At 64.6% G+C, this 13,837-nt stretch carries 10 protein-coding genes; 9 read left to right on the plus strand and 1 reads right to left on the minus strand.

Translation table 11 applies throughout. The features are described from left to right. The first annotated feature begins 34 nt into the window (after nt 1-34). Together INQ42_RS11130 and INQ42_RS11135 are read left to right on the plus strand one after the other, a co-directional pair. Nucleotides 35-1,621, plus strand: coding sequence for a competence protein CoiA family protein (locus INQ42_RS11130; protein WP_228064357.1), 1,587 nt, complete (start codon nt 35-37; stop codon nt 1,619-1,621). A 290-nt stretch (nt 1,622-1,911) separates the two neighbouring features. Beyond that, nucleotides 1,912-2,832, plus strand: a complete 921-nt coding sequence (locus INQ42_RS11135) for a cation diffusion facilitator family transporter (protein WP_194034327.1) — start codon at nt 1,912-1,914, stop codon at nt 2,830-2,832. A gap of 165 nt (nt 2,833-2,997) precedes the next feature. On the opposite strand, the gene INQ42_RS11140 is transcribed toward INQ42_RS11135, so the two are convergent. Next, on the minus strand, nt 2,998-3,618 hold the full coding sequence (locus INQ42_RS11140) for a cation transporter (RefSeq protein ID WP_194034328.1): 621 nt from the start codon (nt 3,616-3,618) through the stop codon (nt 2,998-3,000). Between the two features lie 141 nt (nt 3,619-3,759). Between INQ42_RS11140 and INQ42_RS11145 the strand changes: the two genes are divergently transcribed. The 7 genes from INQ42_RS11145 (at nt 3,760) to INQ42_RS11175 (ending at nt 13,721) form a co-directional block, all read left to right on the plus strand. Further along, the gene (locus tag INQ42_RS11145; protein ID WP_248285384.1) at nt 3,760-4,107 is read left to right on the plus strand and encodes a MerR family transcriptional regulator; all 348 of its coding nucleotides are present in this window, start codon (nt 3,760-3,762) and stop codon (nt 4,105-4,107) included. 283 nt (nt 4,108-4,390) lie between these two features. Then, entirely contained in the window at nt 4,391-4,699 is a 309-nt protein-coding gene (locus INQ42_RS11150) for a hypothetical protein (protein WP_194034330.1), read from the plus strand. Nucleotides 4,700-4,756: 57 nt separating this feature from the next. Next, nucleotides 4,757-6,013, plus strand: a complete 1,257-nt coding sequence (locus INQ42_RS11155) for a TolC family protein (RefSeq protein ID WP_194034331.1) — start codon at nt 4,757-4,759, stop codon at nt 6,011-6,013. Then, nucleotides 6,010-7,269, plus strand: a complete 1,260-nt coding sequence (locus INQ42_RS11160; RefSeq protein ID WP_194034332.1) for an efflux RND transporter periplasmic adaptor subunit — start codon at nt 6,010-6,012, stop codon at nt 7,267-7,269. Before INQ42_RS11155 ends, INQ42_RS11160 begins: the two co-directional genes overlap by 4 nt. 9 nt (nt 7,270-7,278) lie before the next feature. Beyond that, nucleotides 7,279-10,518, plus strand: a complete 3,240-nt coding sequence (locus INQ42_RS11165; RefSeq protein ID WP_194034333.1) for an efflux RND transporter permease subunit — start codon at nt 7,279-7,281, stop codon at nt 10,516-10,518. Continuing rightward, on the plus strand, nt 10,515-11,099 hold the full coding sequence (locus tag INQ42_RS11170; RefSeq protein WP_194034334.1) for a cation transporter: 585 nt from the start codon (nt 10,515-10,517) through the stop codon (nt 11,097-11,099). The genes INQ42_RS11165 and INQ42_RS11170 overlap by 4 nt, the downstream gene beginning before the upstream one ends. A gap of 147 nt (nt 11,100-11,246) precedes the next feature. Continuing rightward, nucleotides 11,247-13,721: a heavy metal translocating P-type ATPase gene (locus tag INQ42_RS11175; RefSeq protein ID WP_194034335.1), complete on the plus strand. Its 2,475-nt coding sequence runs from the start codon at nt 11,247-11,249 to the stop codon at nt 13,719-13,721. Nucleotides 13,722-13,837 lie beyond the last annotated feature (116 nt).

Below are 13,837 nucleotides of genomic sequence, written 5' to 3' on the forward strand. Positions count from 1 at the left end.
CCCCTTACACTCGGCCAGGAGACAGGGAGATCCGATGGCAGAACTAGCCAAGCGAGAGGCCAGTACGGCGGGACTCAAAGTGCCTTTTGGAGCACGCGATGGTCTCCTGTACTCGCCGTCGGCCGTCGACGGTGGGCTGGCCTGCGGCTGCCATTGCCCAGGATGCGGCCGAAAGCTGCTGGCGAAGAAAGGCGGGACCCATCGCTGGCACTTCGCCCATTATTTGGGCGGGGGCGACGAGCACTGTTACGAGACAGCCGTCCATAAAATGGCCAAGCAAGTCCTGCTCGCCGCGCGGCAACTCGACCTGCCGGTTTGGGAGCGCATCGCGCACTTGTCCGATCTGGACCACCAGTTGCATCAGGAAACCCTGGAGCGCCCGGGTCGATCGTGGGAGTACGCCCAGGCCAAGGAGGAGGAGTGGATGGCCGGCATGCGCCCGGACGTGGTGCTCGAAGATGAGCATCCCACCACGGTACCGCTGCTGGTGGAGGTCAAGGTCTCCCACGCAGTCGGCCACGAGAAAGCCGCGTTAGTACGCAAGCGCGGCTGGGCCATGATCGAGATCGACTTGTCCAAGCTGGACGCGGATGCTGTGCTGGGCGATGCATTCGAACGCGCCGTGCTTCAGGACGCTCCTCGATTCTGGATCCACTCGCCGACGGCGGAGCGCTTGTTCGAGCAGGTCCAAGCAAAGGTTGAGCAGCAGGTCGCTAACCGAAACGCCCTGATTCTCGCCGAGCGCGCCAGGCGCGACGCCGAGCGGCGCAGCTCGGAAGCCAAGCTGGACGCTGATCGACGGCGCAAGGAGCGGTTCCGCCAGAAGCTGCGTGCTCGACACTTGCCTGACCTAGAGGCACTCAAAGAATTGTCGTCGCCGGCGGCCGCGCGCGAGCAGCTGACTCGGCTGGCCGAACGCGACGCACTGGCGATCGATCTGGCCTGTCGGCGCTACCTGGGCGGGGCTCCCCTGCCCCCATTCCTCACGCAGATCCCGACCGGATGGCAGCTCATCGATACCCATCCCCACCTCTGGCAGCTGAAGCTGTGGGGCCAGTTCGTGTGTGGCCAGCCCGTGGGCACCCGGTTGAAGCCCGGGAAGTGGGTGCCGCACCTGGGCCGGATGGTTGGCTTCAACGCGCCCCTGAAACGGCTGTTCGACGCGCAACAGCAAGATTGGCAGCAAGCTCGCGCCAAGGGATTTCGGCGGTCTTACCCGTATTCGGCATGGTTTTTCGAAGACTGGGAGAACGAGCTGATTCCCTCACCGTTCGACTTGATCGGCGATCTCGCGGACCAGCTATGGGCAGCCTCGCTCCTCGAGTTGCAGGAGAGGGGCGTATACGAGGTAATCAGCACCGAGCCGGATCTGGCCGCTTTCGAACCCGACCGCCGCGTCCAACCGGCGACGCCGAGCCCACCCCCGGCATCGCCTCGCGACAATCCGCGCCAGACCCACGAGCGCGTGCCCGCCGAGGAGCTCCTCAGGCTTGAGGAGCGGGGGGAGCCCTACAACGTCTGTGTCATCTGCGAGATGCCATTCCGTTCCGGCGACCGATGTCGGTGCGGCACCAAGCTGCGGCCGAGGATCGTCAGAGCGTCGCCTCCCTACCCCCGATAACCAGCCCTAATCCGCGCGCTCAGGCGAACACCCGCTTCGTGCAAGCAAACAGCCAACCTCGCTCAACGCAGGACGGCTGGCTAGGGGCTTGCTGTGCCCTTCTCATCGTGTGAACCTGATGCCTGCCAGCCTATGCGCGCTCCGCTTAGGATCGACCGGCGCGCAAGCGGTGCCGACCCGCGCCGGAACGACGACGCCTGCTGCGGGCGGTCGAGGTTCTGAGCGGACCTGCCGACTGCGCGACATGCGCCGGCTGGCCCGGCCCGCGGTCGCAGCGGACAATAGTCCCCATGAAACCCCATGACAGACCGGCCGAAGCCACGCCGGACCTGAGGAAGTACGCGTGGCTGGCGATCGTGACGGCGGTGCTGACGGTGCTGCTCAAGGGCAGCGCCTGGGCGATCACCGGTTCGGTGGGCCTGCTGTCGGACGCCGCCGAATCGATGGTCAACCTCGTGGCCGCCATCGTCGCCCTGGTCTCCCTGACCATCGCCGCCCGGCCGGCCGACGACGACTACCACTTCGGCCACAGCAAGGCGGAGTATTTCTCCGCTGCGCTGGAAGGGATCATGATCTTCGTCGCCGCGGCCTCGATCATCTACCTGGGCATCGATCGCCTGCTCAACCCGCAGCCGCTGGGAGCGCTCGGCATCGGCCTCGCCATTTCGATCGTGGCCGCCGTCCTCAACGGTGTCGTCGGGCGGATCCTGATCCAGGTCGGCACCGAGCACCGCTCCATCACCCTGCGCGCCGACGGCAAGCACCTGATGGCCGACGTGTACACCTCGGTCGGGGTCGTGGTGGGCCTGGGGCTGGCGTGGCTGACGGGCTGGAACTGGCTGGATCCGGTGATCGCGATCTTGGTGGGCGTGAACATCCTGGTCACCGGCTATCGGCTGATGTCCGAATCCGCCTCCGGCCTGATGGACGCGACCCTGTCGCCGGAGGACAACGCAAGGATCCAGGCCATTCTGGACGCCCACGCCGAACCGGGCCGGATCGAATTCCACGCCGTGCGCACCCGCGAGTCCGGGGCACGCCAGTTCATGGAGATGCACATGCTGGTTCCAGGCGACTGGACCGTCTTGCGCGGGCATGACGCCATGGAAGACCTTGTGGAGAAGATCGTGGCGGAGTTTCCCGCCATGCGCGTGACCGGGCACTTGGAACCGGTTTCCCATCCCCGCAGCTACGAAGACATGGCCCTGTAGCCGACAAGCTGCTGGAGGCGCCGGCGAGCGCATCTGGTTTCGACGGGCGCGCAGGGGCGGGATGCAGCTACCTGGCGGTCATGCCGCACTGCCTTGACCATCCGTCCATCTCGCGGAGTAGCCGGCATGAACTCATCATCTCCCGACATCACCATTTCGACAGGCTTACGCCGCTTCCCGATAGCTTTTGAACGCCGAACGCAGCACCCGCCACGCCGAGCGTAGGAACATCAGCAACAGCACCGTTGCAATAACAAGATCCGGCCAGCCGGCGTCGAACATCCACACACTGGCGGCAGCCAAGAGCACTGCGAAGCCTTCATAAATGTCGTTGCGCGAACACTCCCACGCCGACGCCATGTTCACGTCGCCGAATCGGTACGGGGTCAGCAACCACAGGCACAGGCCGTTGAAGGCAAGGTTGACCGCCGCCGCAAGGCCCATGGCCTCGAAAATCGGGACACCCGGGTGGGCGAGGCGCCAACCGATCTGAGCGGCCACAGCGATTGCTGCTCCCAGGATCAGCAAGCCCTTGACCACGGCAACCGCGGCCTTGGCGCGCAGGCTGGCACCGACCACCGCCAGGCTCAGCAGATAGGTGAGTGCGTCACCGAGGTTGTCGAGGCTGCCCGACAGTAACGAGGACGACCCGCTGTATAGCGCGGCGGTGATCATCATCGCGAAGGTGGCGATATTGATCGTCAGAACGATCAGTAGAACGCGCCTCTGTCCCGCTTCGAGCGCGCGGACATCCACCGTGCCTCCGCAGCCGCACGAATCAGCCATTGTCGAGTCTCCAGATGGGTTGGGTTGCAGTGATTGCGCAGCGCCGACAGGCGAGTAATCCTAAAGCCTGTAGCCACTACGGGGTCAAGGGCGATGAAGATGGGAGAGGCTGCGAGACTCAGCGGATGTCACCCGGAGACAATGCGCTACTACGAGCGCATCGGGCTGCTCGCTGCACCGCCGCGCACCACGGGCGGGTACCGCGACTACCGGCCGGCGGACGTGGACCGATTACGTTTCATAAGCCGGGGTCGCAACTTGGGTTTCTCGCTGGAGGAGATCCGTAGCCTGCTCGCTTTGGCCGAGGACGATGGCCTGTCCTGCCAGGAGGTGGATCACTTGGCCCGTCTTCACCTTGTGGACATCCGAGCCCGACTCGGCGATTTGGAGCGCATGGCTTCGGAGCTCGAGCGCGTGATCGACGGCTGTAGCGGCGGCGAACGGGGGGACTGCGCCATCCTCGACACGTTGCGGCATCCTCCGCCGTAGCCGTTGTGTGGAACGGTCCACACCGATCTAAGATGGGTGAGTGAAGGGCTCCGGGCTGCGCCGCCTGCTTTTGCTCCGCCTGTGGTTCTGACTAGCGGCCTGCAGGGTGCCTCCGGCACCTTTAGGTACCTGGACCAGCGGAGGGTTGCCTCCAAAGCGTGGACTCGCTGGCCGCATACAACGTGCGCGCATGTACCGACCGATTGTTATTGTATCCCCAACGAAGACCCCCTATAATCCGCCGATGCATCGTTTGCTGAACAACTTGAGCCGGAGGGTCGCCATGCTGCTGATTGCAGCCATGCTGATCGTTCCCGTGCTCGACGCGTTCGCGTGTGCGCTGGAGCCGGCATCAGGCCATTCGACCGAAATGGTCACGGATGAAGCTGAAGACTCGCCCGGTGAAAGGGATGATTCCGAGAAGCCACATGGCGTTTGTGCCCACAACCATTGTCATCACACGATGGGAAGCGTTCCTTTGAACGAAGCTGTGGGTCTGCGGATCTATCAGGGTGGCGCTCATCTAGCGTTTCAGGACGATGCTCATCGTTCGATTGTCTCCGACCGACCCATAGAGCCTCCCAGGATCTGATGTGCTGCGCCCGCCGCTTGCGGGCATCCCACGTCATTTTTGATCCAGGAGTTCCCAATGCACAATTTGCTTGGTCGACCGCTCGCAGCGGTTGGTCTGGCTGTGGCTGTCTTGGTGTGCGCAGCGCCGTCCATGGCGTCGCCACCAGGCCTGGTCGCACCCTCTTACGAGTCCCTGATCGCCAGGCTCGAGCAGACGCCTTCCGCGATGGAAGCCGAAGCTCTATCTGACGCCGCCAATGCGCGCGCCCAGCAAGCCCGTGCGCTTCCCAATCCGACCATCGGGCTGGAAGCCGAGAACGTCTACGGCACCGGCCCGTACACCGGTCTTGGAAATGCCGACACCACCGTGTCGATCAGCCAGCCGCTTGAGCTGTTTGGCCAGCGTGGCGCCCGGATCAACGCCGCCCGTGCCGAGGCCAACGCAGTCGGCTTGCGGAGTGAGCAGATGCTCTGGCAGGCCGCTGGCCGCTTGGCACTGGTGTATGCGGAGGCCGAGGCGGCAGCCCGTCGCTATGAACTTGCGGCAGAAGCGCTGTCGCTGGCCGAACAGGATGCGCGTGCGGTGAGCCTGCTGGTCAAGGAAGGACGCGAGGCCACGCTGCGCAGCGTCCAGGCCGACAGCGAAGCCGAAGCCGCACGCGCGACCTTGGGCCAGATGCAGGCGATGCGCGATGCGGCCTTCGCGCGTCTGTCTGCAATTGCCATGCTTGACGAACCGGTCCAGGCGATCCGCGACAGCCTTTTGGATCGCAGCCCCCCGGTGAATGCGCTCGATACCGATGTCCCGCTGGCCGTTCGTATTGCACAAGCCGAATATGAAACGGCCAATCGCCGCATCACAGTTGAACAGCGGCGTGCGCGTCCCGCCGTCAACGCGACGATTGGCGCGCGTCGCTTCCGGGAGACGGGAGATGACGCGTTGATTGTTGGCTTGAACGTGTCGCTGCCGTTGTTCGATCGTAACCGCGGTGGTATCAGCGCCGCCTACGCGGATCAACGCGCTGCGGAGGCGCGTCTTGTCGCGCAACAACAAGATGTGAAGGCTGCGCGACTTGCGGCAGAAGCAACGCTCTCCGCCTCCAACATGCGTGCGCAAGCTTCGGATAGCGGCGTTGCTGCTGCTGAGGAAGCCTACCGGCTTGCCCGCATCGGCTTCGATGCCGGCCGCATCTCGTTGCTTGAACTTCGCAGCACGCGCGCGGCATTGAATGCATCGCGCGCTACCGCCGTGGACGCACGTATCGCACGCGTCCTTGCAGAAATCGACCTGGCGGGCCTGGAAGGCCGCATTCCGTTCCGGGAAGCACAATGAACATCACTACAAAGAATCAACTGATGCTTACCGCTGCGCTTCTCGCGGCCCTCGTGCTTGGTTTCGGCCTGGCGAAGCTCCCTATTGGATCGGGGACGCAAACCCTCAGCGCGGGCCACTCCGATGATGACGGTCATGCGTCGCAGGGGGACGATCAGAAGCAGGAAAGCCACACGGATCATGGCGCGAAAGACGGCCATGATGAAACGGAACAGCAAGGCCGTGACGCTGGAGAGGGCAAGGACGAGGAGGGTCTCGTTGCCTTGACGCCGGAGCAGATTGAAGCTTCGGGTATCAATGTCGTCGCAGTGGGCCGTGGCGGTGGTGAGGAAACCAGGCTGAGTGGCCGCGTCGAGCCTGCCATCGGGGCACGCGCCACTGTCGCAGCGTCGATCAGCGGACGCGTCGAACGCGTCATCGTGGCGCCGGGGACGCGCGTACGCGCGGGCGATCCCCTTGCAGTGGTAGTCAGCGGCGAGGCGGCAACGACGCGCGCCAACGCCGATGCCGCACGTGCGGAGGCTGAGGCGGCGAGGTTGGTGTATCAGCGCGACCGGTCGCTGGTGACTCAGGGCGTCGTTGCGCGCCAAGATCTGGAAACCTCTCGCGCAAGGTCGCTTGCTGCCGACGCGGGTGCCCGTGCAGCGGCTGCTCAGGCGCACGCAGCAGGTGCGCCCGATTCAGGCGGGCGGGTGACGATTACCAGCCCCGTCCAGGGCGTCGTGGGGGCAGTACAGGTGGCTCCCGGTGGTTTCGTCAGCGCCGGCGACATCATCGCGAACGTCTCCGATCCATCGAAGACTGAGCTGGTCTTTTCGGCGCCACCGGCGCTTGCGGCGCAGATCGCTCCCGGAGCGCGGGTCGAGGTCATTGCCCCGAGCGGAAACTTCGCCGCCATCGTGCTTGGCGTCGCAGCCGATGTACGCGAACAGGGGGGCATGGCGATCATCCGTGCGCGGCCGGAATCCGGTCCATTGCCACCTGCAGGGTCTGCGGTCGCCGGTGTGATCGTCTCCGGTGAAGGTAGCGACAGCCTGACCGTGCCTGTTGATGCCGTGCAGAACGTTGACGGACGTTCTGTGGTGTTCGTGGCGGGCGACACGGGCTTTCGTGCACTGCCGGTGCTGGCAGGTCGACGGGCGGGCGGGCACATCGAGATCCTGAACGGACTGTCTGGCGATGAACGCATCGCCGGAAAGAATGCATTTCTGCTCAAAGCCGAGCTCGCCAAGGGCGAAGCCGAGCACGGTCACTGAGGACCCCACATGTTCAAGATCATCATTGAAACGGCCGTCCGCTACCGATGGGCCGTTGTCTTCGCCGCGGCTGTCATCGCGGCCTACGGCTTGTTCCAGCTCAGCACGCTTCCCGTTGACGCAGTGCCGGACATCACCAATCGCCAGGTTCAGATAAACACGATCGCCCCGGCGCTGGCGCCCGGCCAGATCGAGCGCCAGGTCACCTACCCTCTTGAAACGGCCTTGGCCGGTATCCCGGGACTGACCAGCACCCGCTCGATCTCGCGCAACGGATTCTCGCAAGTCACCGCGATCTTCACCGACCAGACCGACATCTACTTCGCGCGCCAGCAAGTGGCGGAACGCATGCGCGAAGTGCAGGAGGACTTGCCCGAAGCAGTGACGCCGATGATGTCACCGGTGACCACGGGGCTTGGCGAGGTGCTGATGTGGACGGTGGACTTCACGTCGTTCGATCCAGAGAGCGTTGTTCCACCGAATGAGCCTGGCTGGCAGGCCGAGGGCGTCTATCTGACGCCCGAAGGCGACCGGCTGACGACGCCGGAGGCGCGCGCCACCTACCTCCGCACCGTGCAGGACTGGATCGTCGCACCGCAGATGCGCTCTGCCCCGGGACTCGCGGGTGTCGACACGATCGGCGGCTACGTCAAGGAGTATGCGATCCGCCCGAACGCCGAACGGTTGGCGGCCTACGGCCTGGGCTTGGGTGACCTCGTGGTGGCCTTGGAACGCTCCAACGTCCAGGCGGGCGCCGGGTTCATCCAACGTGCGGGCGAAGGCCTGATCGTCCGGGCTGACGCCCTGGCGCAAACCGTCGACGATCTCGCACAGGCGCCGGTCGCCAACCGCGACGGCCTCGTTATCCGCGTCGCGGACGTGGCGAGCGTTGGCCTGGGGCAGGCACCGCGTCTGGGCGCTGCCACGCGCGATGGTCACGAAGCCGTGCTTGGAACGGCGTTGATGATTGCTGGGGGCAACAGCCGCACCGTGGCGCAAGCCGCGGCCGAACGCCTCGCCGAGGTCAATCGTTCCTTGCCGCCCAGCATCGTGGCCGAACCCGTGCTCGATCGCAGCGTGCTGGTGAATTCGACGGTCAAGACGATCGCCAAGAACCTGACCGAGGGCGCGTTGTTAGTGGTTGCCGTGCTGTTCCTGCTGCTGGGCAACTTCCGTGCGGCGGCCGTCACAGCGCTGGTGATCCCGTTGTCGTTCCTGTTTGCGGTCATCGGCATGAACCGCTTCGGGATCAGCGGCAACCTGATGAGCCTTGGCGCGCTCGATTTCGGCATCCTCGTCGATGGCGCGGTAATTGTGATCGAAGCCACTCTGCTCATGCTTGGCCAGAAGCGGGCCGAACTGGGTCGCGCACTGTCTACGGGCGAGCGTCTGGGCGTGGCGATCCAGGCGGCGCGCAAGATGGTGCGGCCTGCCGCGTTCGGTCAGCTGATCATCCTGCTGGTGTTCGCGCCCATCCTGACGTTGGAGGGTGTCGAGGGCAAAACGTTCCAGCCGATGGCGGCGACCTTCATGCTCGCACTGATCGGTGCGTTCATCTTCTCCTTCACGTTCGTGCCGGCGATGGCTGCACTGTTCGTGCGCGAGCCCAAGGCCCCGCCTGCGCAAGCATCGGATCAGGGAGCTGGGAACGGTCACAGCGGCGAACATGAAACCCGCATCATCCGTATCGTGCGCAGCAAGGTCGAACCGGCGATTCGCATCGCGGTTACGCGGCCACGCACCGTTCTGGCCGGTGCCGTCCTCATGCTTGCGATCGGCCTGACGGCGTTCCTCTCGCTTGGCCGGGAGTTCATGCCCACACTCGATGAAGGCAACCTCGCGATGCAGGCCTTGCGGGTTCCATCCGCTTCGCTGGAACAGTCGCTGACGATGCAGCTCGAGCTGGAGAAGGCGATTACGAGCGAGCCGGAGGTAGAGACGATTTTCTCTCGTACCGGTACCGCGGAGGCAGCCATCGATCCGATGCCCACGAACATCTCCGACAGCGTCATCGTGCTCAAGCCGCGCTCCGAATGGCCTGACGGATCACTGGGCAAGGACGAACTGATCAGCCGGCTCGAAACCGTCGTCGGCAACCAGATCGGCAACGCCTATGATTTCAGCCAGCCCATCGAGCTGCGATTCAACGAGCTGATCTCCGGCGTGCGCACCGACCTGGCCGTCATGGTCTTCGGGGACGACTTCGACACCATGCAGAAGGCCGCGGACCAGGTTGCACTCAAGCTACGCGCGGTAGAAGGCGCGGCCGACGTCCGCGTGGAGCAGGTCTCGGGATTGCCGACGCTTACGGTGCGGGTTGATCACGCAGCAGCCGCGCAGTACGGCTTGACCGCCGCGGACGTCAGCGAAGCGCTCGCGACCGGCGTCGGCGGGGCCTCAACGGGCAAGATCTTCGAAGGTGATCGTCGCTTCGATGTGGTGATCCGGTTCGGCGAGGAAGCGCGCAACGATCCGGCGCAACTCGCTGCGCTGCCCATCGTTGCGCCGGACGGCACGGTGGTGCCGCTGTCGTCTGTCGCACGCATCGAGATCAGCGAAGGTCCCAACCAGATCAGCCGCAACAACGGCAGCCGGCGGATCGTGGTGCAGGCCAACGTCCGTGGCCGCGACCTGGGCGGCTTCGTTCAGGAGGCGCAGGCTGCGGTAGCCGACGTGTCGCTTCCAGCGGGCGTGTACCTGACCTGGGGCGGACAGTTCGAGAACCTCCAGCGCGCGGAGGCGCGATTGATGCTGGTGATTCCGATCGTGTTCCTGCTGATCGGAAGCCTGCTGTACATGGCGCTGGGCACGATCCGAGAAGCCGCACTGGTATTCGTCTGCGTGCCATTGGCGCTGGTAGGTGGTGCATTGGCGCTGCTCTTCCGCGGCATGCCCTTCTCGGTATCGGCAGCCGTGGGCTTCATTGCCGTCTCGGGCGTAGCCACGCTCAATGGGCTGGTGATGATGCAGGCGATCCGCGAGCATCTGACAGCCGGCGATTCGCCGCTGGAGGCTGCCGCCGCCGGCGCGGCAAGTCGCCTGCGTGCGGTGCTGACAACGGCGCTGGTGGCAATCGTGGGCTTCATCCCGATGGCCATCGCAACGGGATCCGGTGCCGAAGTGCAAAAGCCACTGGCAACCGTCGTTATCGGCGGCCTGATCACGGCCACAGTGCTGACCTTGCTGGTGCTGCCCACTTTCGCTGCGCAGGCCTTGAAGCAGCATCGCCCCCGGCGACATGCGACATGACGGCCGAAGTCGCCTCGCACAAGCGCATCCTGCGACAGGTCCTGTTGTGGAACCTCGGCCTGTTCTCCGGGCTGGGGGTGGCCGGTTGGATGGCCGACTCGAGCGCACTGCTCGCGAACGCCCTAGACAACGGGTCGGATGCGGCTGTGTATCTGCTGAGCTACATCGCCATCGACCGTCGTCCCGCGTGGAAACGTGGGGCGGCGTCGGTGTCGGGCGTCATGCTGCTGCTATTCGCTGCTGCAGTCATGGCGGACGTCGTCAGGCGATGGCTCTATGGCGCGGAGCCGCTGGGCCCGGTGATGATGGTGCTCGCACTGGTGGCGGCTGCCATCAACATGTGGTGCCTCGTCCTGTTGCGGCGCATCCGTTCCGACGACGTCAACATGAAGGCCGCGGAGACCTTCAGCTTGAATGACTTCATTTCCAATGGCGGCGTCATCGTCGCAGGTGGACTTGTGCTGTGGCTGGGCACGTCGTGGCCGGATCTCGTGGCGGGCGCATTAATCGCCGCAGTCGCTTTCAAGGGCGGGATCGAGATCCTGAAGAGCGTACGCGAGGACAGGCAATCTCCAGAGTAGGCGAATCGGTTTGCGCGGCGGTCGACGACCTCCGAGCAACCATCCGGACACACATGGCAAGCCACTCCGCCGAGCGGTGTCATGCTAATTAAGACGCTTTTGCAAGTTCTATAGCAACCCTCACCTTGACCTCAAAGTAGGATGGCCATGACCGAAACGCTGCGTATCGACTTGCACATCCTGCTGCCGCAAGTACCGCATGAAGCGGATGCCTGCGTCGGACGATTGATCGATGATTTAAAGGGACGCAACGGCATCCAAGAGGTGCACGTACGTGCTGGCGTCGGCAGCACGCCAGCGCAGGTGTGTATTCATTACGACCCGGATACCGTGCCGCTTGCGCGCATCCGTGACTTGGTGGAAGGGGCTGGTGCGGCCATCAGCGACCGTTATGGACATGTCTTGTGGGAAGTAGAGGGCATTGGTCACGAGCGTCGTGCGCGCACCGTGGCGGAACGGCTCAAGTCGCTGCCGGGCATCCTGGGGGCCGAAGCCAGCGCCACCGGCATGATGCATGTCGAGTTCGACCGCTCGGAAGTTTCTGAGGATCGCATCCTCGCCGTTCTTGCCGGCATGAAAATCGTGCCGGCCAGCGGCAAGGGGAAGCAGCACGGCAAAGCGGAACATGTGCACCGCGATGGCGACGGCCATGCACACGGCAAGGACGAGAGGCATGCGCATGGTGGCCTATTGGGACCCAACACCGAACTGATCTTTGCGCTGATATGCGGGGCCTTCCTGGTGGTCGGCTTCGCCATGGAGAAGCTCGCTCCGGGGGCGCCGGCATGGGCGCCCCTGGCGTGCTACGTCGCGGCCTACGTCTTCGGTGGCTTTTACACGTTGCGCGAGGCGATCGACAACCTGCGCCTGAAGCGTTTCGCAATCGACTCGCTGATGCTGGTCGCCGCCGCGGGCGCCGCGGCGCTCGGCTCGTGGGCCGAGGGTGCGCTGCTGCTGTTCCTGTTCAGCCTGGGGCACGCACTCGAGCACTACGCGATGGGACGTGCCAAGCGCGCCATCGAAGCACTGGCCGAGCTCGCCCCGGAGACAGCCACTGTGCGACGCGACGGTACGGTGCGTGAGGTTCCGGTTGAAGAGCTCGCAGTCGCCGACGTGGTGCTGGTCAGGCCGAACGAACGTCTGCCTGCCGATGGCTTCATTCTGCTCGGCACGACCAGCGTCGATCAGGCACCTGTCACCGGCGAGAGCATTCCGGTGGACAAGCGTCCCGTGGGCGACCCTACGGAAGCCCGTGCACAACCCGATAGCATCGATGCAGAGTCGCGCGTATTCGCCGGCACGATCAACGGCAGTGGCGCGATCGAGATCGAGGTCACAAGGCGATCGGGCGACTCGGCGTTGGCGCGGGTCGTCAAGATGGTCAGCGAGGCCGAAACACGCAAGTCGCCGACGCAGCGCTTCACAGACAAGTTCGAGCGCATCTTCGTTCCAGCGGTTCTGGCGCTGGCCATCCTGCTGCTTTTTGCGTGGGTGGTGATTGACGAGCCATTCCGTGACAGCTTCTACCGCGCAATGGCGGTGCTGGTGGCCGCCAGCCCGTGCGCGCTGGCCATTGCCACACCAAGCGCGGTGCTGTCGGGCATCGCCCGCGCGGCACGTGGCGGGGTGCTGATCAAGGGCGGCGCGCCACTGGAGGAACTCGGGTCGCTCAACGCGATGGCGTTCGACAAGACCGGCACCCTGACCGAAGGCCGTCCGCGCATCACCGACGTCCTGCCGATCGAGGGCGTGTCGGAAGACGAGCTGTTGACGGTCGCCGTCGCTGTCGAGTCGCTGAGCGACCACCCCTTGGCAGCCGCCATTGCGCGCGACGGCCGCGAACGATTGGGTGACATCGCGATTCCAGCCGCCAGTGGCATGCAGAACCTCATCGGCCGCGGCGTGACCGCCACGCTTGGTGACGAGACTGTCTGGATCGGCAAGGCGGAAATGTTCGGCACCGAGGGCATTGCGCCGCTCGGCGCGTCCGCTGCCGCGTCCATCGCGCAACTGCGCGAAGCGGGCCGCACCTCGATGGTGGTGCGGCGCGGCACCCGGGATCTTGGAGCGATCGGTCTGCTCGACACGCCACGCGCCGGGGCTCGCGAGGCGCTTCAGCGTCTGCGCGAACTCGGTATCCGCCGCATGATCATGATCTCCGGCGACCACCAGAAGGTCGCTGATGCGATTGCACGGGATGTGGGTCTGGATGAGGCCTGGGGCGACCTGATGCCCGAGGACAAGGTCGAGTCGATACGCAAGCTGAGGGAGCAGGACAAGGTCGCGATGGTCGGAGATGGCGTCAACGACGCACCGGCGATGGCCAATGCAACCGTCGGCATCGCGATGGGTGCGGCCAGCTCCGATGTGGCGCTTGAAACCGCAGACGTTGCGCTGATGGCGGACGATCTGCGCAACCTGCCCTTCGCGGTCGGGCTCAGCCGGCACACCCGTGGCGTGATCCGCCAAAACGTGTTTGTCAGCCTCGGCATCGTCGCCTTGCTTGTGCCAGCTACGATCTTCGGCCTCGGGATCGGGCCGGCAGTCGCGATTCATGAAGGTTCGACGTTGCTGGTTGTCTTCAATGCACTTAGGTTACTTGCCTATAAGGATCGCAGTTGATGCAGATCGTGCCGCTGCCGATGCCGTGCTGAACTGGCGGTCTGATGATCGCAACCTGGTCAAACAGGCTGAGGTCAGCCATTACCGGATCAGTAGGCAGTCGAACGCATCGAGTT

Origin of the sequence: Lysobacter avium (assembly GCF_015209745.1) — a bacterium.
GTDB lineage: Bacteria > Pseudomonadota > Gammaproteobacteria > Xanthomonadales > Xanthomonadaceae > Novilysobacter > Novilysobacter avium.

Coding starts and splice junctions, on each gene's coding strand:
- INQ42_RS11130 (WP_228064357.1), top strand. CDS start 35: ATGGCAGAACTAGCCAAGCGAGAGGCCAGTACGGCGGGACTCAAAGTG.
- INQ42_RS11135 (WP_194034327.1), top strand. CDS start 1,912: ATGAAACCCCATGACAGACCGGCCGAAGCCACGCCGGACCTGAGGAAG.
- INQ42_RS11140 (WP_194034328.1), bottom strand. CDS start 3,618: ATGGCTGATTCGTGCGGCTGCGGAGGCACGGTGGATGTCCGCGCGCTC.
- INQ42_RS11145 (WP_248285384.1), top strand. CDS start 3,760: ATGCGCTACTACGAGCGCATCGGGCTGCTCGCTGCACCGCCGCGCACC.
- INQ42_RS11150 (WP_194034330.1), top strand. CDS start 4,391: ATGCTGCTGATTGCAGCCATGCTGATCGTTCCCGTGCTCGACGCGTTC.
- INQ42_RS11155 (WP_194034331.1), top strand. CDS start 4,757: ATGCACAATTTGCTTGGTCGACCGCTCGCAGCGGTTGGTCTGGCTGTG.
- INQ42_RS11160 (WP_194034332.1), top strand. CDS start 6,010: ATGAACATCACTACAAAGAATCAACTGATGCTTACCGCTGCGCTTCTC.
- INQ42_RS11165 (WP_194034333.1), top strand. CDS start 7,279: ATGTTCAAGATCATCATTGAAACGGCCGTCCGCTACCGATGGGCCGTT.
- INQ42_RS11170 (WP_194034334.1), top strand. CDS start 10,515: ATGACGGCCGAAGTCGCCTCGCACAAGCGCATCCTGCGACAGGTCCTG.
- INQ42_RS11175 (WP_194034335.1), top strand. CDS start 11,247: ATGACCGAAACGCTGCGTATCGACTTGCACATCCTGCTGCCGCAAGTA.